At 72.3% G+C, this 23,440-nt stretch carries 22 protein-coding genes; 6 read left to right on the plus strand and 16 right to left on the minus strand.

Annotation, left to right across the window (positions count from 1 at the left end; genetic code table 11):
• Nucleotides 1-37: 37 nt before the first annotated feature.
• Nucleotides 38-1,327 (minus strand): glycosyl hydrolase, encoded by a 1,290-nt coding sequence (locus C1703_RS13590; RefSeq protein WP_114252683.1) that lies wholly within the window; start codon nucleotides 1,325-1,327, stop codon nucleotides 38-40.
• Nucleotides 1,328-1,455: 128 nt separating this feature from the next.
• On the opposite strand from C1703_RS13590, the gene C1703_RS13595 reads away from it, so the two are divergent.
• On the plus strand, nucleotides 1,456-2,676 hold the full coding sequence (locus C1703_RS13595; protein WP_114252685.1) for an ATP-grasp domain-containing protein: 1,221 nt from the start codon (nucleotides 1,456-1,458) through the stop codon (nucleotides 2,674-2,676).
• 40 nt (nucleotides 2,677-2,716) lie between these two features.
• A complete protein-coding gene (locus C1703_RS13600; protein ID WP_157993106.1) occupies nucleotides 2,717-2,923 on the plus strand; it encodes a hypothetical protein in 207 nt (68 codons plus the stop codon).
• Nucleotides 2,924-2,976: 53 nt separating this feature from the next.
• Here the strand turns inward: C1703_RS13600 and C1703_RS40290 are convergent, their stop codons facing one another.
• The 4 genes from C1703_RS40290 to C1703_RS13615 all read right to left on the minus strand — a co-directional run bounded on the left by C1703_RS40290 (nucleotide 2,977) and on the right by C1703_RS13615 (nucleotide 4,704).
• Nucleotides 2,977-3,063, minus strand: a complete 87-nt coding sequence (locus tag C1703_RS40290; RefSeq protein ID WP_343236420.1) for a hypothetical protein — start codon at nucleotides 3,061-3,063, stop codon at nucleotides 2,977-2,979.
• Nucleotides 3,030-3,761, minus strand: coding sequence for a chaplin (locus C1703_RS13605; RefSeq protein ID WP_198678162.1), 732 nt, complete (start codon nucleotides 3,759-3,761; stop codon nucleotides 3,030-3,032). The genes C1703_RS40290 and C1703_RS13605 overlap by 34 nt, the downstream gene beginning before the upstream one ends.
• Nucleotides 3,762-3,892: 131 nt before the next feature.
• Nucleotides 3,893-4,144, minus strand: a complete 252-nt coding sequence (locus C1703_RS13610; RefSeq protein ID WP_232840473.1) for a chaplin — start codon at nucleotides 4,142-4,144, stop codon at nucleotides 3,893-3,895.
• 164 nt (nucleotides 4,145-4,308) lie between these two features.
• Nucleotides 4,309-4,704 carry a rodlin gene (locus tag C1703_RS13615; RefSeq protein WP_114252691.1) on the minus strand — a complete coding sequence of 132 codons (396 nt, stop codon included), beginning with the start codon at nucleotides 4,702-4,704 and terminating at the stop codon, nucleotides 4,309-4,311.
• A 244-nt stretch (nucleotides 4,705-4,948) separates the two neighbouring features.
• Between C1703_RS13615 and C1703_RS13620 the strand changes: the two genes are divergently transcribed.
• Entirely contained in the window at nucleotides 4,949-5,344 is a 396-nt protein-coding gene (locus C1703_RS13620) for a rodlin (RefSeq protein ID WP_114252693.1), read from the plus strand.
• A gap of 63 nt (nucleotides 5,345-5,407) precedes the next feature.
• Here C1703_RS13620 and C1703_RS13625 read toward each other — a convergent pair whose 3' ends face one another.
• The 10 genes from C1703_RS13625 to iolC form a co-directional block, all read right to left on the minus strand.
• Nucleotides 5,408-7,333: an AMP-dependent synthetase/ligase gene (locus C1703_RS13625; RefSeq protein ID WP_114252695.1), complete on the minus strand. Its 1,926-nt coding sequence runs from the start codon at nucleotides 7,331-7,333 to the stop codon at nucleotides 5,408-5,410.
• Nucleotides 7,334-7,449: 116 nt separating this feature from the next.
• Complete coding sequence (locus C1703_RS13630) at nucleotides 7,450-8,955, minus strand: von Willebrand factor type A domain-containing protein (RefSeq protein ID WP_114252697.1); 1,506 nt, start codon at nucleotides 8,953-8,955, stop codon at nucleotides 7,450-7,452.
• Between the two features lie 149 nt (nucleotides 8,956-9,104).
• Nucleotides 9,105-9,971, minus strand: coding sequence for an ABC transporter permease subunit (locus C1703_RS13635; protein ID WP_114252699.1), 867 nt, complete (start codon nucleotides 9,969-9,971; stop codon nucleotides 9,105-9,107).
• On the minus strand, nucleotides 9,968-12,622 hold the full coding sequence (locus C1703_RS13640) for a CocE/NonD family hydrolase (RefSeq protein ID WP_114252701.1): 2,655 nt from the start codon (nucleotides 12,620-12,622) through the stop codon (nucleotides 9,968-9,970). Before C1703_RS13640 ends, C1703_RS13635 begins: the two co-directional genes overlap by 4 nt.
• 199 nt (nucleotides 12,623-12,821) lie before the next feature.
• Nucleotides 12,822-14,210: an APC family permease gene (locus tag C1703_RS13645; protein WP_114252702.1), complete on the minus strand. Its 1,389-nt coding sequence runs from the start codon at nucleotides 14,208-14,210 to the stop codon at nucleotides 12,822-12,824.
• Between the two features lie 161 nt (nucleotides 14,211-14,371).
• Nucleotides 14,372-15,874, minus strand: a complete 1,503-nt coding sequence (gene mmsA, locus C1703_RS13650) for a CoA-acylating methylmalonate-semialdehyde dehydrogenase (RefSeq protein ID WP_114252703.1) — start codon at nucleotides 15,872-15,874, stop codon at nucleotides 14,372-14,374.
• A gap of 14 nt (nucleotides 15,875-15,888) precedes the next feature.
• Nucleotides 15,889-17,766, minus strand: coding sequence for a 3D-(3,5/4)-trihydroxycyclohexane-1,2-dione acylhydrolase (decyclizing) (gene iolD / locus C1703_RS13655; protein WP_114252705.1), 1,878 nt, complete (start codon nucleotides 17,764-17,766; stop codon nucleotides 15,889-15,891).
• On the minus strand, nucleotides 17,763-18,575 hold the full coding sequence (gene iolB / locus C1703_RS13660) for a 5-deoxy-glucuronate isomerase (protein ID WP_114252707.1): 813 nt from the start codon (nucleotides 18,573-18,575) through the stop codon (nucleotides 17,763-17,765). Before iolB ends, iolD begins: the two co-directional genes overlap by 4 nt.
• 10 nt (nucleotides 18,576-18,585) lie before the next feature.
• The gene (locus tag C1703_RS13665) at nucleotides 18,586-19,476 is read right to left on the minus strand and encodes a deoxyribose-phosphate aldolase (RefSeq protein ID WP_114252709.1); all 891 of its coding nucleotides are present in this window, start codon (nucleotides 19,474-19,476) and stop codon (nucleotides 18,586-18,588) included.
• Complete coding sequence (gene iolC, locus C1703_RS13670; RefSeq protein WP_114252711.1) at nucleotides 19,473-20,423, minus strand: 5-dehydro-2-deoxygluconokinase; 951 nt, start codon at nucleotides 20,421-20,423, stop codon at nucleotides 19,473-19,475. Before iolC ends, C1703_RS13665 begins: the two co-directional genes overlap by 4 nt.
• Nucleotides 20,424-20,708: 285 nt before the next feature.
• Here iolC and C1703_RS13675 point away from each other — a divergent pair, with 285 nt between their 5' ends.
• Complete coding sequence (locus tag C1703_RS13675; protein ID WP_114252713.1) at nucleotides 20,709-21,356, plus strand: helix-turn-helix domain-containing protein; 648 nt, start codon at nucleotides 20,709-20,711, stop codon at nucleotides 21,354-21,356.
• A gap of 262 nt (nucleotides 21,357-21,618) precedes the next feature.
• Nucleotides 21,619-21,819: a MerR family transcriptional regulator gene (locus C1703_RS13680; protein ID WP_114252715.1), complete on the plus strand. Its 201-nt coding sequence runs from the start codon at nucleotides 21,619-21,621 to the stop codon at nucleotides 21,817-21,819.
• Nucleotides 21,820-21,930: 111 nt separating this feature from the next.
• On the opposite strand, the gene C1703_RS13685 is transcribed toward C1703_RS13680, so the two are convergent.
• Complete coding sequence (locus tag C1703_RS13685; RefSeq protein ID WP_114252717.1) at nucleotides 21,931-22,974, minus strand: zinc-dependent alcohol dehydrogenase family protein; 1,044 nt, start codon at nucleotides 22,972-22,974, stop codon at nucleotides 21,931-21,933.
• Between the two features lie 156 nt (nucleotides 22,975-23,130).
• On the opposite strand from C1703_RS13685, the gene C1703_RS13690 reads away from it, so the two are divergent.
• The gene (locus C1703_RS13690; RefSeq protein WP_114252719.1) at nucleotides 23,131-23,370 is read left to right on the plus strand and encodes a heavy-metal-associated domain-containing protein; all 240 of its coding nucleotides are present in this window, start codon (nucleotides 23,131-23,133) and stop codon (nucleotides 23,368-23,370) included.
• Nucleotides 23,371-23,440: the final 70 nt, after the last annotated feature.

Raw genomic sequence — 23,440 nt, forward strand, 5'->3', positions numbered from 1 at the left:
CGCCGCCGCGGACCGAGCGCCGTGTCCCCGGCCCCGGCTACCTGGTACGCGACCACCAGTCGAGGCGCAGGCACAGCTTGCCGCCGATCCAGTACTCGACCCAGTCGCCGAGGTCCAGCGGCGAGCAGCCGGCCGGACGCTCCGGGGTGGGCCGGGTCGGCTGCGGTGTGGGGGTCGGGGCCGGTGGCAGGGCCGGGGTCGTGGGGGCCGGGTCGGGGGCGTCGTCACGGCCGAAGAGGAAGGACCGGTAGACCTCGGACGCCCTGGGGTTGTCGTCGCACTGCCACACGCCGTGCGGGCAGTAGTCCGTCAGGGTCTGGTACAGCGGCTTGTGCTCGTCCATCCACGCGAGCATGCGCTTCATGTACTCGGCGTTGTCGCCGTTGCGGAACAGTCCCCATTCCGGAAAGGAAATGGCCTTGCCGTGGGCCTTCGCGAATTCCACGTGCTGCTGAAGCCCGTAGGGCTCCTTCACCTGTTCGTCGAACGACATTCCGCGCGGCTGGTCGTACGCGTCCATGCCGACGATGTCGACCGTGTCGTCGCCCGGATAACACCGCGTCCAGGGAACGGCGTCGCGGCCGCGGCTCGGCGTGAAGTCGAAGCGGAACTTCTGCCCCGGCACCGCGCGCATGGTGGTGACGATCCTGTTCCAGTACTGCTTCCAGGCCTCCGGGTCCGGTCCGCAGCGATGGGTGTACGTGACGCCGTTCATCTCCCAGCCGAGCACGAGGACCGTGTCCGGCACCCCCAGCTCGACGAGCCGTTCGGCGAGCGCGCGGAAGTGGTGGTCGAACCGGCCGGCCGCGCCCTCGCGCAGCAGCCGGCGCACCTCGTGGTCGGGCACGCCCTCCTCGTTGCGCTCCAGCATGGGCACGTTGAGGACGAGCAGCCGGTCGGCCTTCTCGCGCCGCCAGTTCGCCCACACGTCGAGGAACCCGGGCCGGCCCTCGATGTTGCTCCAGCGGTCGCCCGGCAGGTACGTGTGCCCGACGCGCAGTTCGGCCCCGCCGAGCCAGGTGCTGAGCTGGGCCATCCGGGTCACGCCCCGGGGGCCGTAGTCGAGGTAGGCGCCGAACGCGGGGACCGTGGGGGCCGCTGGTGCGGTGGGTGTGGCAGGCGCGGCTGGTGCGGCTGGTGCGGCTGGCGTGGCCGATGGCGTGACGGGGGTGGCCACGGGCGCCGGTGTGGACGGCGGCTCGTCGGACCGTGCCGCCCCCGCGCCCGCGGCGACCGTGTGGCCGGACGCCAGGGCCGCCGACACGGCGACCGCCGCCGCGACGAATGCCAGCCGCCGGGACCGTGCGCGCCGCTGCTGTGTGGCCATGGCCGCCCCTTTTCGTTGGACTCCGCTTACTGACACCCAGTCATATGAAACGGATTCACGCCACCGCCACTAAGGCTTTCGAGTGTTCCCCTCGCCCGCACCGGTGACCCAGTTCGAAGGAAAAGCACGTGTCGCTGCTCGACATTCGCGTCCCCGCGGTTCTGCTGCGGATCGACCGGAATCCCTTTCACCACGGAACGCTGGGTGCCGTGCGCTCGCTCGGCCGGGCGGGCGTGGAGGTGCACGTGGTCGCCGACTGCGCGACCAGTCCCGTACGCCGGTCCTGTTTCGTGCGCGGGGTGCACGCACCGCCGCCGCCCGGGGCCTCCCCGGCCGAGGTCGCACGCGTGCTGCACCGCGTCGCCGCCCGCGTCGGGCGTCCGGCCGTGCTGATCCCGATGGACGACGCGGGCGCCGTCGCGGTGGGCCGGGTGCGGGCGGAACTGGCGCCCGTGTACCTGCTGCCCGCGATGCCGGGCGCGCTGCCCGAGCGGGTCGCCGACAAGGCGGAACTGGCCGGGATGTGCGCCGCGCTGGACGTCGCGCACCCCGAGACGCTCGTCCCGGACAGCGCCCGCCAGGCCGCCTCGGCCGTCGCGCGGCTCGGGCTGCCCGCGGTCGCGAAGTGGAGCAGACCCTGGCTGGTGCCGGCGGACAGCGGGCTGCGCAGCACCGTGCTGGTGCGCTCCGCGCAGCAGGCCCGGGACCTGTACGCGCGCGCCGGGGAGGCGGGCAGCAGGCTGCTCCTCCAGGCGTTCCTGCCGCCGGGGCCGGACCGCGACTGGTTCTTCCACGGGTACGCCGACAGCGGCGGGCTGGTGCGGGCCGGCGGCACCGGCCGCAAGCAGCGCGCCCGGCCGCGGGGAGCGGGGCTGACGTCGGTGGGCCGCTGGACGGAGAACCCCGAGGTGCACGTGCTCGCCGAGCGGATCACCGAGGCGCTGGGCTACCGCGGCATCCTCGACCTGGACTTCCGCCGCTGCGGCACGACGGGCCGCTACCACCTGCTCGACTTCAACCCGCGCCCCGGGGCGCAGTTCCGCCTGTTCACGGACACGGCGGGCCTGGACGTCGTACGGGCCCTGCACCTGGACCTGACGCACCGTCCGCTGCCGGAGGGGGCGCCGCGGCCGGGCCGGGCGTTCGTGGTGGAGAACTACGCGCCGCTGAGCGCGTTGCGGCCCGCGCCCGCCGGCCGCGAACTGGCGTGGCACGCCCCGGACGACCGGGCCCCCGGGTGGGCGATGTGGCAGCTGTGGGGGCGGCATGCCGCGGGCCGCGTGTGCGACCGCCTGCGGGACCGTCTGCGCCGGGTCCCGGCGGGGCGCTTCACCCGACTGGCGCGATAGAAGTACGTGCCTTTTGTTGAGAAATGCCTACTTTATTCCTATGACTCACATGAAGCGCACCACCACGGTGCTGTGCAGCCTCGCCCTCAGTGCCGCCGTCCTCGGCGGCACCGCGACCGCCGCCGAAGCCAACGTCCACCACCAGCGCGACCACTCGGACTCCAGGGAGTGCGACAAGCACGACAGCCTGGGTCTGACCCTGCTGGGCATCCCGCTGCTCGGGTTCTTCTTCCCGGGCAAGTGCTGATCCCACAGGCCTCCACGGGTGCCGGACGCCGAGCGTCCGGCACCCGCTGTGTGTCAGCGGTGCGACGCGGCCCGGCCGCGCCGGTACAGCACGGCGCCGCCCGCGATCAGCGCGGCACTGGTGGCCGCGGCACCGAGCAGTTCCCCGGCACCGGTCTCGGGGAGACTGGGCGGCTGCTCCGCCCCGCCGGGGGGCGTGTGCTCCCCACCAGGGGGTGTGTGCTCCCCGCCCGGGGGCGGCGGGGTGTGGTGGCCGCCCGGAGGAGGTGTGTGGTGGTCACCCGGAGGGGGCGTGTGGTGGCCGCCCGGCGGGGGTGTGTGCGGGGGCTTGGCCGGTGGGGTGTGCGGGGGTTTCGTCGGGGGCTGGGTCGGGGGCGTGTGCGGGGCTTGGTCGAGGGTGTGTCGCCGTAGCCATAACCGCCGTCGCCGTAACCACCGTCACCGTCGCCGCCGCGGGAGCCGTCGCCGGAGCCGGCACCGGGTGAGTGACCGCTCCTGCCGTCCTCGGAGGTGCCGGAGGAGTCGTGGCCGCCGGGTCCGTCACGGCCGTCGTCGCCGTGCCCCTCGTCGCCGCGTCCCTCGTCCCCGTAACCGCCGTCGCCGTGGCCCCGGTCCTTCTCCGCCTCGTTGGCGCAGGAGTTGCCGAAGGCCGGGTTGAGCGCGGCGATCACGTCGACGGTGTTGCCGCAGGCGTTCACCGGTACGTGGACCGGGGCCTGGACGTTGTTGCCGGACGCGGCGCCCGGTGAGCCCTTGGCCGCTCCGTCGGCCGACGCGTCGGCGAGGGCGGAGCCGCCGCACAGGGACAGGATGCTCGTCGCGGCCGCTGCCGCGACCATTCCCCTGCTCAGGGTCTGTCGCAATCTCGTGGTCTTCCTGCTGGTAGAAGTGGGAAAAGCCGGCCCTGGAACGAACGGTGTTGTCCCAGGGCCGGCCAGATCGCAGCCGGTACTGCCGGCGCGTTACGGCGTCAGTCGTTCTCGCACTCGTTGCCGAACGCCGGGTTCAGCGCGGCGATGATGTCCACGGTGTTGCCGCACACGTTGATCGGGATGTGCACGGGAATCTGGACCACGTTGCCGGAGAGGACACCCGGAGAACCGACCGCGGCACCCTGGGCGCCGGCGTCGGCGACGGCCGGGGTGGCCATGCCCAGAGCCATGATCGCGCCCGCGACGACAGCAGCGCTCTTCTTCATGAACTTTCCCTTCTCTGCGGTCATGCCCACCATGACCTGCAGCCTGCAAACGAGGAATTGACATCGGGAGAAACTGAGGAACGTACGGCGTCGGGTAATTCACTCGAATGCCCGAGCAAAAGTTGCGAATACGGCCGGGCGGCCCGCCGTGGATCCGGCGGGCCGCCCGGGCTGCGTACGAATACGGGTCAGTCGCCGTTCGCCGACAGGACCGACACGTCCTCCAGGATGTGGTCGAGCGCGCCGTCCCGCTTGCTGTTCGTCGAGTTGTCCGCGCACTGCTGCTGGACGTGGTCCGACAGGATCGGGATGTCCTGGACCACCACGCCGATGAGAAGCGCAACGCCGACGTCGAGGTCCTGAACGGCGACACAGGGCTTGTTGAGCGTCCCGTCGACCAGCGAGAGCTGGGGGCTCATGTCGCCCTTGGTCGCCGAGTTGCCGAACGACGACGAGGCGCCGTTGCCGTTGGCGACGGACGGTCCGGAGTCGTCCCCGACGGCAAGAGCCTGGGGAGCAGCCGCCACCGACATACCGATGACAGAGGCGGCGGCCGCCGCGGCGACCATTGCCTTCTTGAGCACTTCGCGTTCCTTTCCTCGTAGCGACGCATGTCCTACGGCCTCATCAACCGGGCTCCGGATATTTGGTTGCGGTTGTTCACCCGGTTGGCCCGCAGCCCCGAAAAGCCCCGATAATCACCGGGAACGAAGAACACACAAACTGTCCTGGCATGGGCTGACAGAGTGATGAGGAGAAACCATGCTCCGCCCGTGCAGTTGACCAGAACGCTCCGGAGGACGGGGTTTCCTCAGAAAGGACTGGTCAGTGATCAAGAAGGTTATTGCCACCGCGGCGATCGCCGCTTCCGTCATGGGAGCCTCCGCCGCCGCGGCCCCGCAGGCGCTGGCTGTAGGCGACGACAGTGGTCCGTCCAGCGTCAACGGCAACGGGGCGATGCAGAGCTTCGGCAACTCGTCCACGTACGGCAACATGAGCCCGCAGATGGCGCTGATCCAGGGCTCCTTCAACAAGCCGTGCATCGCCGTGAACGACCTGCCGATCGGTGTGGGCGCGCTCATCGGTATCCCGATCCAGGACATCCCGATCCTGTCGGACCACCAGCAGCAGCAGTGTGCCGAGAACTCCACCAACGCCAAGCGCGACGGTGCGCTGGCGCACCTGCTGGAGGACGTGTCGGTCCTGTCGGCGAACGGCGGCTGACACGACCCGCTCCGAAGGGGCGGGCCGCCGAGCGACTGCTCGGCGGCCCGCCCTCCTTTGCGGTCAGGCCCGGCCCGCGTACAGCGCCTCGATCTGCTCCGCGTACGCGGCCGTCGCCGCCCGGCGCTTGACCTTCAGGGACGGGGTCAGCAGCCCGTTCTCCTCGGTGAAGTCGCCCTCGACGAGGGCGAAGGCGCGGATCGACTCGGCGCGCGAGACGGCCTCGTTGGCGTGGTCCACGGCCTTCTGGACGTCGGCGCGCAGGCGTTCGTCGTGGACGAGTTCGGACAGCGGGGTGTCGGCGGGCAGTCTGCGGACGGCGAGCCAGTGGGCGAGGGCGTCGGGGTCGAGGGTGATCAGGGCGGCGACGTAGGGGCGGTTGTCGCCGACGACGAGGCACTGGCCGACGGGTGGGCGGCTGCGCAGGCGGTCCTCCAGGACGGCCGGGGAGACGTTCTTGCCGCCGGTGGTGACGAGGATGTCCTTCTTGCGGCCGGTGATGGTGAGGTAGCCGTCCTCGTCGAGGGAGCCGAGGTCGCCGGTGGCGAACCAGCCGTCGTCCAGGACCTCGCCGGTCGCGGCCGGGTTGTTCCAGTAGGCGCCGAAGACGATGCCGCCCTTGACGAGGACCTCGCCGTCGTCGGCGATGCGGACGGCGGTGCCGGGGACCGGCAGGCCGACCGTGCCGGGGCGGGGGGCCAGGGGCGGGACGATGGTGGCGGCGGCGGTCGTCTCGGTGAGGCCGTAGCCCTCGTAGATGAGGATGCCGGCCGCGTAGAAGAAGAGGTTGAGCTCGCGGTCCAGGGGGCTGCCGCCGCTGATGGCGTAGCGCAGGCGGCCGCCGAGTTCCTTGCGGATGCGGCGGTAGACGAGCAGGTCGTACAGGGCGTGGGCGGCGCGCAGGCCCGGGCCCGGTCCCTTGCCGCGGCCCAGGAACTGGTTCATGTGGGCCTGGCCGAAGCGGACGGCGATGCGGTGGGCGCGGTCGAAGGAGGAGCCGCGGCCGAGCCTCTCGGCGGTGGCGCGGCCGGTGTCGTGGATCTTCTCGAACAGGTACGGGACGCCGACCAGGAAAGTGGGGCGGAACGCCCTGAGGGCCGGGCGGAGTTCGTCGGGTTTGATGCTCGGGCAGTGGCCGATCTCGATGCGGCCCATCAGGCAGGCGATCTGCAGGGTGCGGCCGAGGATGTGCGCGAGCGGCAGGAAGAGGAGCGTCGAGGCGGTCTCGCCGGTGACCTCCTTGAACATGGGGTGCAGCAGTTCGACGGTGTTGGCCGCCTCGGCGTGCAGGTTGGCGTGGGTGAGGACGCAGCCCTTGGGGCGGCCGGTGGTGCCGGAGGTGTAGCAGAGAGTCGCGGTGGTGTCGGGGGCCAGGGCCGTACGGCGCTTGGTGACCTCCTCGTCGGCCACGTCCCGGCCGAGGGCGGTGAGGTCGTCGAGGGCGCCGCCGTCGAGTTGCCAGACGCGCGGGGGCCGCGGGTGGTCCGCCGTGCCGGTCAGGACCGTGTCGGCGTTCTCGGCCGTCTCCGTGACGACGTGGCGGGCGCCCGAGTCGCGGACGATCCACTCCACCTGGTCGGCGGAGGAGGTGGCGTAGACCGGGACGGTCTGGCCGCCGGCGGACCAGATCGCGAAGTCCAGGACCGTCCACTCGTAGCGGGTGCGGGACATCACCGCGACGCGGCCGCCCGGTTCGAGGCCGGCCGCGATCAGGCCCTTGGCCACGGCGGTGACCTCGCGGGCGAACGCCGCCGCCGTGACGGGCTGCCAGGTGCCGTGCCGTTCGCGGCGCAGGACCACGGCGTCGGGGGCCTCGGCCGCGTTGGTGTACGGGAGGTCGGCGATGCTGCCGGTCGTCGGGCGGGGCGCGAGGGGGGCCACGCGGGCCTCGCGGACGACGCCCCGCTCGTCCCGGACGGTCTCCGCCTTCGTGCGGATCGCCAGGTCGGTGCGCTGCTTCGCCCGTTTCAGATCCTTGCGTACGCCCATGACGGCTCCCGGTCGTGGATGAGGCTGACGTGCTGCCGCTCGTACGCACGTGCCCGCACGAGTACTTACTCTGGAGTCAACTTACTCATGCGTAAGGATAGGTCAATGGGCCGGGGTCACTTCAGGCGGTTCGCGGTGCCGATCGCCTCGGCGAGGCGGCGGATCTCCTCGTCCTCCGTGCGGTCCGCGAGGTCGTCGGCGCGCTCGGAGAGTTCGCCGAGCCGCGGGGCGCCGGGCAGGGAGGGGCCGTCGTCGCCGAGGGCGTCGGCGAAGTAGGCGGCCGTGGCGGCGGTCTTCAGGCCGCGGCTCGCGCTCCAGACGGAGTCGTCGAGGGCGTCGGCCTCCAGGTCGCCGCTCTCCTCGTGCGGGGCGCGGGTGTCGGGGTCGAGCCAGCGGACGGTGGCGGTGGCGAGGTGGCCCTCCGCGCCGGGCTCGGTGCGGACGGCGTACAGCGCGGTGACGGTGTGGCCGGGGCCGACCTCGCCGCCGTCGACGCGGTCGTCGCGGAAGTCCTCGTCGGCGACCCGGCGGTTGTCGTAGCCGATCAGGCGGAACTCCTCGACCGTCTCCGGGTCGAAGGCGACCTGGGCCTTGGCGTCGCGGGCGGTGAGGTCGATGTGGCGCGGGAGGTCCTCGCAGAAGACCTTGCGGGCCTCGTCCTCGTCGGAGACGTAGACGGTGTGGCCGTCGCCCTTGTCGGCGAGGGTCTCCATGAGGGCGTCGCCGTAGTCGCTGCCGACGCCGACGCCGAAGAGGGTGATGCCGTGCTCGCGGCGTTCGCCGGCGATCTTCTCCAGGATGCTGTCCGCGTCGGTGTCGCCGGTGTTGGCGAGGGCGTCGGAGACCAGGACGACCCGGTTGGTGGCGCCTTCGCGCAGGCCCTCGACGGCGGTCTCGTAGCCGGTCTCGACGCCGGCGCCGAGGTTGGTGGAGTTCTGGATGTCCAGGTCGTCGATGGCGTCCTGGATCTCGTCGCGGTTGCCGTCGAGGCGGGTCATGGGCAGGACGGTCTCGGCCTCGTCGCTGAAGGTGACGAGCGCGACCGAGTCGTCGTCGCGCAGCCGGTCCGTCATCACGGCGAGGGACTCCTGGGCGAGGTCCAGGCGGCCCGGTTCGGCCATGGAGCCGGAGACGTCGATGACGAACGTCAGGGCGGCGGGCGGGCGTTCGCCGCCGCGTTCCGCGGTGCGGGTGGCGAGGCCGACGCGGACCAGGGACCAGTCCTCGTCGTCGGTGCGGGCGCCGTCGACGGTGACCGAGAAGCCGTCGCCGTCGGGGCGTTCGTAGTCCTGGCGGAAGCTGTTGACGAACTCCTCGGGGCGGACCGTCGACGGGTCGGGCAGGCGGCCGTCGGCGAGGGCGCGGCGGGTGTAGTCGTAGGAGGCGGTGTCGACGTCGAGGGCGAAGGTGGAGAGGTGGCCGGGGTCTTCGCGGAGGTCGTCCCGCTCGCTCGTGCCGTCCTCGTCGCCGTGGGCGGGTGCGGGTTCGCCCGCGCCGTACTCCGGGCGGTCGGCGGCCTTGCTGCCCTCGCCGGTGTCGCCGCCCCCGCTGCACGCGGTGAGCAGCAGGCCGCCCGCCGCCGTGAGGGCGAGCAGCAGTTTTCGCGTCCGGTACCGCTCCATCGTCCGTACCCCCTGGGTCCGTTGGTGTCGCGCTTCTTGCGACTGTGACGGCGCGGGGGGCCGGAACGTGCGGTACGGAGCGTTGCGGAAGCGTCTCGAAGCGGCCACGGAGGCGGCCGTTCGAGACCGGTGGGTGATCCTCCGTTGACCTAGGAGACGACGTCCTTGCGGGCGAAACCGCGGAAGGCCAGGGCGAACAGCACGAGCGCGTACGTTACCGAGATCGAGGTGCCCTGGATCATGTCCGTCCACTGCAACTGCGGCTGGACGGCGTCGAGCCAGGCGTACTGCCAGTGCGCGGGCAGGAAGTCGCGCCAGTCGCCGAGGGCCGTCACCTCGTCGAGGACGCTGCCGATGATGGTGAGGAACACCGCGCCGCCGACCGCGCCGAGCGGGGCGTCCGTGCGGGTCGACAGCCAGAACGCCAGGGCGGCGGTGACCAGTTGGGACACCATGATGTACGCGACGACGATCAGCAGGCGCTGGGCGGCGGTGCCGGTCGGGAGCGTGCCGCCGGTGGGCAGCTGGAGCGGGCCCCAGCCGTAGGCGGCCGTGCCGACGGCCAGGGCGACGACCGGCAGCAGGACGAGCGCGGCCAGGCTGAGGGTGAGCCCCACGGAGAGCTTGGACCACAGCAGCCGGGCCCGGGGCACGGGCGCCGCGAGCAGGTAGCGCAGGGACGACCAGCTCGCCTCCGAGGCGACCGTGTCGCCGCAGAACAGGGCGACGGGGATGACGAGCAGGAACCCGGCGGAGGCGAAGAGGTTGACCGCGGCGAAGTTGGCTCCGGACGCGGTCGCCGTGTCCATGAGGTTCACGCGCTGGTTGCCGCCGCCCGGCTCGCCGCCGACCTGGAAGGCGACGAGCAGGACGAGCGGCAGGGCGAACAGGACGCCGCCCATGACCTGGGTGCGGCGCCGCTTCAGCTGCCGGACCAGCTCGACGCGGAAGGGCAGGGTGCGGCCCGCGCGGTAGCCGTCGGCGACCTCGACGGGCGGCTCGGCGAGCGTGCTCATGCTTCGGCTCCGATCAGGGTGAGGAAGGCGTCCTCCAGGCGGCGGTGCGGGCCGACCGAGCGCACGGCCACGTCCAGCCGTACGAGGTCGGCGACCAGGCGCTGCGGGGTGCCGTCGGCGTCGAGCTGGACGAGGAGGCCCTCGTCGGCGCGTACGGCCGAGGCGACGCCCGGCAGCGCGGCGACCTTCTCGACGACGGGCTCGTCCACCGGCGTGGCCGTGCCCACCAGGAGCGTGTCGCCCGAGCCGACGATGTCCGCCACCGGGCCCGCTTGGACGAGCTGCCCGTGGTCCATCACGACCAGGTGGGTGCAGGTCTGCTCCACCTCGGCGAGGAGGTGGCTGGAGACGATGACCGTGCGGCCGGCGGCGGCGTAGCGGATCATCACCTCGCGCATCTCGCGGATCTGGGGCGGGTCGAGGCCGTTGGTCGGCTCGTCGAGGATGAGCAGGTCGGGCAGGCCGAGCATGGCCTGGGCTATGGCGAGGCGCTGGCGCATGCCCTGGGAGTAGGTGCGCACCGCCCGGGCGAGGGCGTCGCCCAGGCCCGCGATCTGCAGGGCCTCCTCCATGTGCGCGTCCTCGGCGGGGCGGCCGGTGGCGCGCCAGTACAGCTCCAGGTTCTCGCGGCCGGACAGGTGCGGCAGGAAGCCCGCGCCCTCGACGAAGGCGCCGACCCGGGAGAGCACCGGGGCGCCCGCGCTGATGGCGTGGCCGAAGACGCGGATCTCGCCGCCGTCGGGCTTGATGAGTCCCATCAGCATGCGCAGGGTGGTCGTCTTGCCCGCTCCGTTGGGGCCGAGGAGGCCCAGGACCTGGCCCTTCTCCACGCGGAAGGACAGGTCCTTGACGGCGTACCGGTCGGAGGACTTGGCGTACCGCTTGGTCAGGCCGGTGATCTGGAGGGGGACCTCGGCGAGTTCGGGGTCCGGCGGTGCCGGGGCGGCGGTACGGCGGCGGCCCGTGAGGACCAGCGCCAGGGCGATGCCGGCGCCGGCCAGCGGCAGCCACCACACCCAGGCGGGCAGCGGGCCCTGCGTGTTGCTCTGGCCGAGGCCCGAGGGGACCTTCAGGTCGCCCTTGAGGGAGACGGTGTAGGTCGCCGGGGCCGCCGGGGAGGCGTAGCCGAGGTCGGTGGAGGCGAGGACCAGGCGCAGGCGGTGGCCGTCGTCGATCTCGTGGTCGATCGCCGGGAGGGTGATGGTGACGTCCTTGCCGGCCTTGGCGCCCTCGACCCTGACGGGGGTGACGAGCTGGGAGGGCAGCACCGGCTGGGTGCCGCCGGGGCCGACGTCGTAGACCTTGGCGAAGAGGACGGCGTCGTCGCTGGTGGACTTCACATGGACGGTGGCGGTGGGCGAGCCGGTGATCTGGAGGTCCTCGTGGAACGGCGCGGACTCGAAGGCGGCGAACTGGCCGGGGAAGTCGAGGGAGACGCCGATGCCGAGGGTGGACAGCTGGCTCAGGCCGCCGGCGCCGCCGAGGCCGGGGAGGGCGGAGACGCCGGGCGGGCTGGCGCCGGGCGGGTTGTCGAAGCTCTGCTCGCGGCCGGTCAGGGCGATGGAGCGCTGCTTGCTCTCCAGGCCGGGGTAGCGGTCCGAGGTCACGCCGGTGAGGCGGGGTTCGCCGTCGCCGGAGCCCAGGCCGAGGGTGCGGGTGACGCGGAAGGCGGGGCCGGTGTCGGCGCTCTTGTCGTCCTTCAGGTAGCGGTCGAACCAGGTCTTCACGCGGTCCTGGACGCGGCCGGTCTCCATGTCGCCGCCGTCGTGGCCGCCGGCGATCCAGTCGACGTCGACGGGGGCGCCGTTCGCGCGGATGGCCTTCGCCGCCTGGTCGGCCTGGCCGAGCGGGAAGAGGGAGTCGGACTGGCCCTGCATCAGCAGCGTCGGCACCTTGATGTCCTTGCCGACGGCCGACGGCGACCGCTCGTCCAGCAGCTTGCGCGCCTCGGCGTCGGGCTTGCCGGACTCGGCGACCCGCTCGTACATCCGGCACAGCGCGGGCTCGAACTTCTCGCAGCCGCCGCCGGAGTTGACGAAGATGCCGGCCCACAGCTTCTTGAACACGCCGTTCGGGAACAGCGCGTCGGCGAGGTTCCAGTACGTGATCGCCGGGGCGATGGCGTCCACGCGCCGGTCGTGGCCGGCCGTGAGCAGGGCGATGGCGCCGCCGTAGGAACCGCCGGCCATGCCGACGCGGGGGTCGCCCTTCTTGTCGAGCTCGACCTGGGGCTGCTGCGCCAGCCAGTCGATGAGCTTGGAGACGTCGGCGACCTCGCCCTTGGGGTCGTTCAGCCCGATCTTCCCGGTCGACTTGCCGAAGCCGCGGGCCGACCAGGTCAGCACCGCGTAGCCGTCCCGGGCGAGGTCCTGGGCCTGCTGCCGGACGTCGTTCTTGCTGCCACCGAAGCCGTGTCCGAGGAGGACGGCGGGGCGGCGGCCGGCTCCTCCGGAGGTGAAGAAGGAGGTGTCGATGCGCACGCCGTCCCCGGTGTCCAGGAGCCGGTCCGTGCGGTGCACCGGGGGCGCTTCGTCGCCGGCGACGGCCGTCCACGTCCCCGCGCCCGCGAGAACGACGACGGCGGCCCCGGCGGCAAGGAGCCTCCGAGGCCTCCGAAGCAGCCCGTTCAGTCCGGGCAGTCGAAGATCCATGCGTCAACGGTACGGGGTGAACCTGTCGATGAGTTGTCGACCGGAGACCGAAGTGCGGGGCCTTCCAGGGGTGTACACGGAGTTCGCGGCGTACTGCGGGTGGTGTACGGCTTCGAGCTCGGCGGGGGCTGTGCGTTGCCGGGCGCGGGGTGCGTTGTGGCCTTTCGCGCAGTTCCCCGCGCCCCTGAAGAGCAGGCCCCTACGCCTCCGGTACTGACACCAGCCAGCGGGTCTCCCTGCGCGGGCGGAGGTACAGGGCCCAGTACAGGGTGGCCGCCGCCGTGATGCCGCCCGTCCAGAGCAGGTACGCCGGGTCCTGCCGCGTCAGGATGTAGACCAGGACCACGATGAGCACGAGCGGGGCCGCGGGCCACAGGGGCATGCGCCAGGCCGGGGTGTGCTTGTGGGTGCCGTGGCGGGAGAGCAGGGCGGCGACGGCGACCAGGAGGTACATGCCCGTCACCGAGACGCCCGTGACGCCGTAGAGGGTGTCCAGGTTCACGAAGCACAGGGCCGCGCCGGGGACGCCGACCGCGAGGGTGGAGACCCAGGGGGAGCCGAAGCGGCCGAGGCGGGAGAAGAGGGTGTTGACCGGGGTGGGCCAGGCCTTGTCGCGGGCCGAGGCGAACAGGACGCGGGAGTTCTGGATGACCATGACGATCCCGGCGTTGATGATCGCGAGGGCCACGCAGAGGCTGACGAACGTGCCGACGGCCGTGTTGGACCAGGCGGTGACCATGGTGCCGATGTCCCCGCCGGTGAGGGCGGCGAGGTCGGGGGCGCCCAGGGTGATGGCCGCGACCGGGACCAGGATGATGACGGCGGAGATGGCGAGGGTCGCCAGGACCGTACGGGCCACCGTGCGGCGGGGGTTCTCCAGTTCCTCGGAGAGGTAGACCGCCGTGGAGAAGCCCTGCGTGACGAACAGGGCGATCGCGAGGCCGGAGACCACCAGGAGCGCGGTCACCGTGTCCGGGGTGCCGTCCGGGCCCGCCACCTGCATCGAGACCAGGCTGTCCGCGCCGCGCTCGGCGTGCGTGAAGCCCAGGACCGCCACGACCGCCGCCGCGATGACCTCCAGGACCAGGAAGACGCCGGTGATCCACGCGTTGGCCCGCAGGTCGAGCAGGCCGGCGAGGGTCGCGAGGAGCATCACCGAGGCTCCCGTCCAGGACGGGTCGAGGTGGACCAGCGGGGCGAGGTAGTCGGCCGTGCCCATCGCGATGACCGGCGGGACGATCATCACGACCAGGAGGGACAGCACGAAGACCAGCCAGCCCGCTAGGCGTCCGGCCAGCGTCGAGACCATGGCGTACTCGCCGCCCGCGCTGGGGACGAGGGTGCCCAGCTCCGAGTAGCAGAACGCCACGGCGATGCAGAGCAGCGAGCCGATGGCGATCGTCAGGGCCGTGGCGGTGCCGAGCGTGCCGAACAGGTCGGGGACCACCACGAAGAGGGTGGAGGCGGGGGTGACGCAGGAGAGGGTCAGGAGGGTGCCGCCGACGACTCCGATGGAGCGCTTCAGCTTCTTGGGGCCGCCCGACGCCTGCGCGACGGCGGCCTCGACAGGGGTGATGGTGTCGGTCACGTGAGGGATGCAACATCGACGGAAACCATCACGTCAATGGCTGTTCACCTACGAAATCCGCAGCGAACCGGCAGATCGACTGTCCTTTTGAGTGCAAGTTGTCAACAGGAACAGGTCCGGGAGTGCCTGCGAGAACCGCACGCACTCCCGGAGAAAAAATCTCAGTGGTTGCGCGGGAAGCCCAGGTCCACGCCCGCCGGGGCGTCGGCCGGGTCCGGCCAGCGCGTGGTGACGACCTTGCCGCGCGTGTAGAAGTGCGTGCCGTCGTTGCCGTAGATGTGGTGGTCGCCGAAGAGCGAGTCCTTCCAGCCGCCGAAGCTGTGGTAGCCCACGGGGACCGGGATCGGGACGTTCACGCCGACCATGCCGGCCTCGACCTCCAACTGGAAGCGGCGGGCCGCGCCGCCGTCCCGCGTGAAGATCGCGGTGCCGTTGCCGAACGGCGAGTTGTTGATGAGGTCCAGGGCCTCCTCGTAGGTCTCCGTGCGCAGCACGCACAGCACCGGGCCGAAGATCTCGTCCTGGTAGGCCTTGGCGGACGTCGGGACCTTGTCGAGCAGGGAGATGCCGATCCAGTGGCCGTCCTCGAAGCCGTCGACGGTGTAGCCGGTGCCGTCCAGGACGACCTCGCAGCCCTCGGCCGCCGCGCCCTCGACGTAGGAGGCCACCTTGTCGCGGTGGACCTTCGTGATCAGCGGGCCCATCTCCGACGTCGGGTCGTCGCCGGGGCCGATCTTGATCTTCTCGGCGCGCTCGCGGATCCTCTCCACCAGTTCGTCGCCGATCGCGCCGACCGCGACGACCGCGGAGATGGCCATGCAGCGCTCGCCCGCGGAGCCGTAGGCCGCGCTCACCGCCGCGTCGGCGGCCGCGTCCAGGTCGGCGTCCGGCAGGACCAGCATGTGGTTCTTGGCGCCGCCGAGCGCCTGGACGCGCTTGCCGTTGGCGGAGGCGGTGGTGTGGATGTAGCGGGCGATCGGGGTCGAGCCGACGAACGAGACGGCCTTGACGTCCGGGTGCTCCAGGAGGCGGTCGACGGCCACCTTGTCGCCGTGGACGACGTTGAAGACGCCGTCCGGCAGACCGGCCTCCGCCAGCAGTTCGGCGAGCTTGACGGACGCCGACGGGTCCTTCTCCGACGGCTTCAGCACGAACGTGTTGCCGCACGCGATGGCGATGGGGAACATCCACATCGGCACCATCGCCGGGAAGTTGAACGGCGTGATGCCCGCGACGACGCCGAGCGGCTGGCGGATCGACGAGACGTCGACGCGGCTCGCGACCTGCGTGGACAGCTCGCCCTTCAGCTGCACGTTGATGCCGCAGGCCAGGTCGACGATCTCCAGGCCGCGGGCGACCTCGCCGAGGGCGTCGGAGTGGACCTTGCCGTGCTCGGCGGTGATCAGCTCCGCGATCTCGTCGCGGTGGGCGTCGAGCAGCGCCCGGAACTTGAAGAGGATGGACGTGCGCTGCGCCAGGGAGGACTGGCCCCAGGTCGCGAAGGCCTCCTTGGCTGCGGCGACCGCCGCGTCCACCTCGTCGACCGAGGCGAACGCGACCTTCGTCGTGACCTCGCCGGTCGCCGGGTTGGTCACCGGCCCGTGCGTGCCCGAGGCGCCTTCGACGGTCTTGCCGCCGATCCAGTGGTTGACGATCTTCGTCATGGCCGGGAACTCCTTCACAGATGGCGGCGTCGGGTGGAGACGTGCCGTTCGTACAGCTCACGTGCCTTGACCGCGGACGGTCGTGTCGCGGTCTCGGCCACGGGTACATCCCACCAGGCCTGCGCCGGGGGCGCGCCCGACACTGTGTCTGCCGTTTGGGTCTCCACGTAGACACATGTGGGAGTGTCGGCGGCCCGGGCCTCGGCGAGGGCCTCCCGCAGGTCCCGCACGGTCTTGGCGCGCAGTACGCGCATGCCGAGGCTGGCCGCGTTGGCGGCGAGGTCCACGGGCAGCGGCGGGCCGGTGAACGTGCCGTCCTCGGACGGGTAGCGGTACGCCGTGCCGAAGCGCTCGCCGCCGACCGACTCGGACAGGCCGCCGATCGAGGCGTAGCCGTGGTTCTGGATGATCAGGACCTTGATCGCGACGCCCTCCTGCACGGCCGTGACGATCTCCGTCGGCATCATCAGGTACGTGCCGTCGCCGACCAGCGCCCACACGGGCCGGTCCGGGGCGGCCAGCTTCACGCCGATCGCGGCCGGGATCTCGTAGCCCATGCAGGAGTAGCCGTACTCCAGGTGGTACTGGTCGCGGGACCGGGTCCGCCACAGTTTGTGCAGGTCGCCGGGGAGGGAGCCGGCCGCGTTGATGAGGATGTCCGACTCGTCGACGAGTTCGTCCAGGGCGCCGAGGACCTGCGGCTGGGTCGGGCGGATGTCGGGCTCGTCCACCTCGTAGCAGGCGTCGACGCGCTGCTCCCAGCGTTCCTTGTCCTCGGTGTACTCGGTGGCGTAGGTGCCGGCGACCCGGTGCGCGTGCAGGCGCAGGGCGTCGGTGAGCTCCTGAAGGCCGCTGCGGGCGTCCGCGATCAGGGCCTGCCCGGCGAGCTTGTGGCCGTCGAAGGGGGCGATGTTGAGGTTCAGGAACCGGACGCCGGGGTTGGCGAAGAGGGTGCCGGAGGCGGTGGTGAAGTCGGTGTAGCGGGTGCCGACGCCGATCACCAGGTCGGCCGTGCGGGCCAGTTCGTCCGCCGTGGCCGTGCCGGTGTGGCCGATGCCGCCGACGTCCTGGGGGTGGTCGTGGCGCAGGGAGCCCTTGCCGGCCTGGGTGGAGGCGACCGGGATGCCGGTGGTCTCGGCGAACTCGGCGAGCGCCTCCTCGGCGCGGCTGTGGTGGACGCCGCCGCCCGCGACCACCAGGGGCCGCTCGGCCGCCCGGATCGTCCGCACGGCCTCGGCCAGTTCCGCCGGGTCGGCACCGGGGCGCCGGACGGTCCACACCCGCTCGGCGAAGAACTCCTCGGGCCAGTCGTACGCCTCCGCCTGCACGTCCTGCGGCAGGGCGAGGGTGACGGCGCCGGTCTCGACGGGGTCGGTGAGCACGCGCATCGCGTTCAGCGCCGAGGGGATCAGCGCCTCGGGGCGGGTGATCCGGTCGAAGTACCTCGACACCGGGCGCAGGCAGTCGTTGACCGACACGTCGCCGGCGTACGGCACTTCGAGCTGCTGCAGGACCGGGTCGGCGGGGCGGGTGGCGAAGATGTCGCCGGGCAGGAGCAGCACCGGCAGGTGGTTGATGGTGGCGAGGGCGGCGCCGGTGACGAGGTTGGTGGCGCCCGGGCCGATGGAGGTCGTCACCGCGTGGGTGGAGAGGCGGTTGGACTGGCGGGCGTAGCCGACCGCGGCGTGCACCATGGCCTGTTCGTTGCGGCCCTGGTGGTACGGCATCTCCTCGGCGTGCTCCAGCAGCGCCTGGCCGAGGCCGGCGACGTTGCCGTGGCCGAAGATGCCCCAGGTGGCGCCGATGAGCCGCTGCCGTACGCCGTCGCGCTCGGTGTACTGGGCGGCGAGGAAGCGGACCAGCGCTTGTGCGACGGTCAGGCGGGTGGTCATCGGTACCCCTCCGTGTGGTCCGGGTGGAAGCAGATCCGCCACTCCCTCGTCTCCCCCGGACCGGCCATGACGTTCAGGTAGTACATGTCGTGGCCGGGCTGGGCGATCGACGGGCCGTGCCAGCCGTCGGGGACGAGGACGGCATCGCCGGAGCGGACCTCCGTTAGGACGTCGGACCCGCCCTCACGCGAGGGGAATACGCGCTGGTAGCCGAAACCGTTCGGGCCGTCGATCTCGAAGTAGTAGATCTCCTCCAGCTCCGACTCCTCGCCGGGCCGGTGCTCGTCGTGCTTGTGGGGCGGGTACGAGGACCAGTTGCCGCCGGGTGTGATCACCTCGACCGCGATGAGCTTGTCGCAGTCGAAGGCGTCGGCCGAGGCGAAGTTGCGGACGCGGCGCAGGCAGGTGCCGCTGCCGCGTTCCTCGACGGGGACCTCCGGCGCGGGGCCGTAGCGGGCGGGGAGTTGTCGCTCGCACTTCGCTCCTGCCAAAGCAAAGCGGCCTCCCGCGCCGGAGGCGATCTGGACCCGGGCGTCACGGGGCGCGTACGCGAAGTCGGTGACCGACGCGAACACGTTCTCCCGGCCCGAGAGGGTGAACTCTTCGTCCTCGACGCGCACGGTGCACGCGCCGGACAGGGGCAGCACGATCCACTCGCTGTCCCCGGTGGTGAAGGTGTGCGTGCCGCGGGGCGTCAGCTCCACGATCCGCAGACTGCTGTGCGTCCAGCCGGCCCGCTTGGGGTCGATGTCCAGGACGTAGTTCACGTCGGAGGTGGTGCCCTTGGGGACGTACAGCTCACTGGTCATGAAGCGGCCCTCACAGCAGTCCTACGGCGGTGTCCACGGCGGCGGCCACGTCGCCGTCCGCCGGGTACAGCAGGGAGCGGCCGACCACCAGCCCGCGCACGGTGGGCAGTTGCAGGGCGCCGCGCCACTTCTCGTACGCCCCGGCTTGCTCCTCGGCGGAGCCCCCGACCTCGCCGCCCAGCAGGACGGCGGGCAGTGTGGAGGCCGCCATGACCTCGGCCATGTCGTCGGGGTTGTCGGTGACCGGCACCTTCAGCCAGGTGTAGGCGGAGCTGCCGCCGAGGCCCGAGGCGATGGCGATCGACCGGGTGACGGCCTCGGCGGACAGGTCGTTGCGCAGCCGGCCCGTCTCGTCGCGGCGGCTGATGAACGGCTCGACGAAGACGGGGAGCTTGCGGGCCGCCATCGCGTCGACGGCCCGGGCGGTGGACTCCAGGGTGGTGAGCGAGCCCGGGTCGTCGTAGTCGATGCGCAGCAGCAGCTTGCCCGCGTCGAAGCCGAGGCGCTCGATGTCCTCGGGGCGGTGGCCGGTGAAGCGGTCGTCGAGTTCGAAGCGGGCGCCCTGGAGGCCGCCGCGGTTCATCGAGCCCATGACGACCTTGCCGTCGAGCGCGCCGAGCAGCAGCAGGTCGTCGAGGATGTCGGCGGTGGCGAGGACGCCGTCCACACCCGGGCGGGACAGGGCCAGGCAGAGCCGTTCGAGGAGGTCGGCGCGGTTGGCCATGGCCATGCTGCGGCCGCCGACGCCGAGGGCGCCGCGGGCCGGGTGGTCGGCGGCGACGATCATCAGCCGGCCGGTGTCGTTCAGCAGCGGGCGCCGGGTGCGGCGGGCGGCGGCCTCGGCGATCGCCTCCGGGCGGTGGCTGCGCAGCCGGACGAGTTCACAGACGTCGACGCTCACTGGACGACCCCCGCGGTGACGGCCGCCTCGATCTCGTCCGGCGTGGGCATCGCCGAGGAGCACTCCAGGCGGGAGGCCACGATGGCGCCGGCGGCGTTGGCGTGCCGCATGGTCTTCTCCAGGTCCCAGCCGGCCAGCAGGCCGTGGACGAGACAGCCGCCGAAGGCGTCCCCGGCGCCGAGGCCGTTGAGGACGTTCACCGGCAGCGGCGGGACCTCGGCGCTCTCGCCGCGGCTGTTGACGGCCAGCACGCCCTTGGGGCCCTGCTTGACCACGGCCAGTTCGACACCGGCGTCCAGGAGGGCGCGGGCGGCGGCGTGGGGTTCGCGCACGCCCGTGGCGACCTCCACCTCGTCGAGGTTGCCGACCGCGACGGTGGTGTGGCGCAGGGCCTCCTCGTAGAAGGGGCGGGCGGCCTCGGGGTCCGTCCAGAACATCGGGCGCCAGTCGAGGTCGAAGACCGTCGTGCCGGACTTGGCGCGGTGGGCGAGGGCCGCGAGGGTCGCCGTCCGGCTGGGTTCCTCGCTCAGGCCCGTGCCGGTGATCCAGAAGACGCGGGCGTCGCGGATCGCGTCGAGGTCGAGCTCGTGGGCGTCGATCTCCAGGTCGGGGGCCTTGGGCTGCCGGTAGAAGTACAGCGGGAAGTCGTCGGGCGGGAAGATCTCGCAGAAGGTGACCGGGGTGGGGAGGCCGGGGACGGGGGTGACCCAGCGGTCGTCCACGCCGAAGCCCTTCAGGGCCTCGTGGAGGTAGGTGCCGAAGGGGTCGTCGCCGGTCCGGGTGATCACCGCGGTGTGCCGTCCCAGGCGGGCCGCGGCGACCGCGACGTTGCTCGCCGAACCGCCGAGGAACTTGCCGAAGGACGTGACCTGCGGCAGCGGGACGCCCGTCTGCAGCGGATACAGATCCACTCCGATCCGCCCCATGGTGATCAGGTCGTACGCCATCGGTGTCCCCTCGGTGTCGGCTCTCCCCGGCTTTGTAGCCCCCTTCACGAAGCCCTGTCAATGTTTTGTCCGGACATTCGGACCAGATCATGACAGCGCTTTCGGCGCGACCTGGTCCTCACATCGCAGTCTTCGGTCCCAGACCCCGGTCCGCCTCTCCAGACGGCTGCCGCCTGGCAGGGTGACGGACACCCGTTCCGCCCGCGCCCGGGTCCAGCACGGTCGCGATCACCCTTGACGACGAGGAGATCGGCACGGTCTCGCTACGGGCCGGCCCGCACCACCATGGCCGACCCCGCCCTCGTCGAACTGGCCGTCAGCTGCGACAGCGACGAGGCGGCCCGGGCCCGGGCGTTACGGCTGCTGGGATTCGCCCCCGAGCTGCCGGTCCGGGTCGTCGCCGTGCGGTCGGAACTGCCGCTCGACCGGATCGGTGCCCGGCTCTGCCCGGCCCGCCCGGTGAAGGCGGCACCGGTCGCCGGCGTGGGCGTCATCCTGGCCACGACCATGGACCGGGCCGCGTTCCCGGACGGCGTCCGGGCGGGCATCGGCGCCGCCGAGAGCCCCGGCCTGTCCTGGCAGCAGGCCCGCACGGCCCTCCGCTTCAGCACCGCGCGCCGGCCGGTGGTGCCGTACACCGAGCTGGGGGCGCTGGCCCTGCTCGCCGAGGTACCCGCGGACGCCGTACGGGGCAACGCCGAGGTGGCCGCGATCGCCCGGCTCGCCGACGCCCCGGAGGACCTCCGGACACTGGAGGCCTATTGCGCCACGGGTTCCCTGCGCCGGGCCGCCGAGCTGCTGCACCTGCGTCACAGCAGCGTGGCGCGGCGCCTGGAACTGATCGGCAAGGCGTTCGGCTTCGAGATCACGGAGCCTGCGGGTCTGTCGCACGTCAGCCTCGCCCTGACGGCCTCGCGACTGCTGGACGGCTGAACACCTGCCCCGGGCGCCGCGTCAAGGCGCCCCGCCGACGCCCCGGCGCGCGCCTTTGCCCCGGCTGTGTCACAAACGCCCCCTTCGTGTCACGCATGTCGCGTGTACGCGGACCTTCCGTCACACCCGGCGCACAGGCCCTGCCCTGGGTCACGGGACGTCGTTGACCGGACACAGGCTTGTTGATCGCCAGCGCAGCACCCGGCTCCCCCGGACGGCCGCCCCCGGCCGCCGCCGCGGTGCTCGCGGGGAGGTGCACGTCATGACCGACCGAAGGCTCTGGTCCTACAAGGAGATCGCCGCGCACATCAGGGTGCAGCCGGACACCGTGCGGTCCTACCGCAAGCACGGCCTGCTGCCCCCGCCCGACCACGTCGAGGGCGGCAAACCCTACTGGTACGCCGACACCGTCCGGGCCTGGGTCGCCTCCCGGCCCGGCAACCGCGCCCGAAGAGCCGACTGATCCGCTCCGCCCCGATCCCGTGCCCCACCACCGCGTGGGGCACGGTCGTCCGCCGGCTCTCCGCTCCGTCCTCGTGCCGCGGCGACGCCTGGCGCAGCCGTCCGCCGGCCGTCAGCTCCAGGGCTCGATGACCGTCGCCCCCGCTCCCGGCGCCGTCCCCATCGCGGCCAGTGCGGACGGGGCCTCGGCCAGGGGGATCGTGGACGTCACGAGCAGGTCGGGGCGCAGCACGCCGCCGCGGACCAGTTCCAGCATCGGCGGGTAGCCGTGCGCGGCCATGCCGTGGCTGCCGAGGAGTTCCAGCTCCAGGGCGATCGCACGGGCCATCGGCACGGGGGTCGTGCCGTCCGGCGAGGGCAGCAGGCCGACCTGGACGTGCCGACCGCGGCGGCGCAGGCCGTTCACGGAGGCGGCGCAGGTGACCGGTGAGCCGAGGGCGTCCAGCGAGAGGTGGGCGCCGCCGCCGGTGAGGTCGCGGACCGCCGCCGCGGTGTCCGGCACGGCTCGCGCGTCCACGCACTGCGCGGCGCCGAACCTCCGCGCCAGGTCCAGGGCCGCGGCCGACACGTCGACGGCCACGACCCGCGCTCCCGACGCCACCGCGATCATCACCGCCGACAGCCCGACCCCGCCGCAGCCGTGCACCGCCACCCACTCCCCCGCCGCGACCCTGCCCTGCCGCACCACCGCCCGGTAGGCCGTGGCGAACCGGCAGCCGAGGGAGGCCGCCGTCGTGAAGGACAGGTCCCCGGGGAGCGCCACGAGGTTCACGTCGGCGTGGTCCAGCGCCACGTACTGGGCGAAGGAGCCCCAGTGCGTGAAGCCGGGCTGGGTCTGGCGCTCGCACACCTGGTGGTCGCCGGCCGCGCAGGACGGGCAGGTGCCGCAGGCGCAGACGAACGGCACGGTGACCCGGTCGCCAGGCCGCCACCGGCCCACCCGGGCGCCCACCGCCTCGACGGTCCCGGCGAGTTCGTGGCCGGGCACGTGCGGCAGGGTGATGTCGGGGTCGTGACCCTGCCAGCCGTGCCAGTCGCTGCGGCACAGCCCCGTGGCCTCGACGCGCACGACGACCCCGTGCTCCGCCGGCTGCGGATCGGCGACCTCCCGCACCTCGGCCGTCTCCCCGTACCGCTCGAACACGACGGCCCGCATGGACCCACCCGCCTTCCGTTCGTGACCGGCCAGGCAAGGAACGCTATCCGCTCGCCGGGCGCCCGGCGTGAACTCATACCCCCTAGGGGTACAGTGGGGTGTAAGGATCCCTCAGCGGACCCCCCAGCCCCACACGCCTCGACGAGGAGTAACGACATGACCGCCCAGACCGACACCACGGGCTCCGTCACCACCGTCTACAAGGTGAGCGGCATGAGCTGCGGCCACTGCGAGGGCGCCGTCTCCGGCGAGATCTCCCAGATCTCCGGCGTCAGTTCGGTGACGGCCGTGGCCAAGACCGGCGAGGTCACCGTCGTCTCGGCGGCCCCGCTCGACGACGAGGCCGTGCGCGCCGCCGTCGACGAGGCCGGCTTCGAACTGGCCGGCCGGGCCTGAGACCCCGGTCCGGGCAAGCAGCCAGGTCTGAGACCCGTCGGCCCTGGCACTCGTACCGACGTACGGGCCG

Origin of the sequence: Streptomyces sp. Go-475 (assembly GCF_003330845.1) — a bacterium.
Classification (GTDB): domain Bacteria; phylum Actinomycetota; class Actinomycetes; order Streptomycetales; family Streptomycetaceae; genus Streptomyces.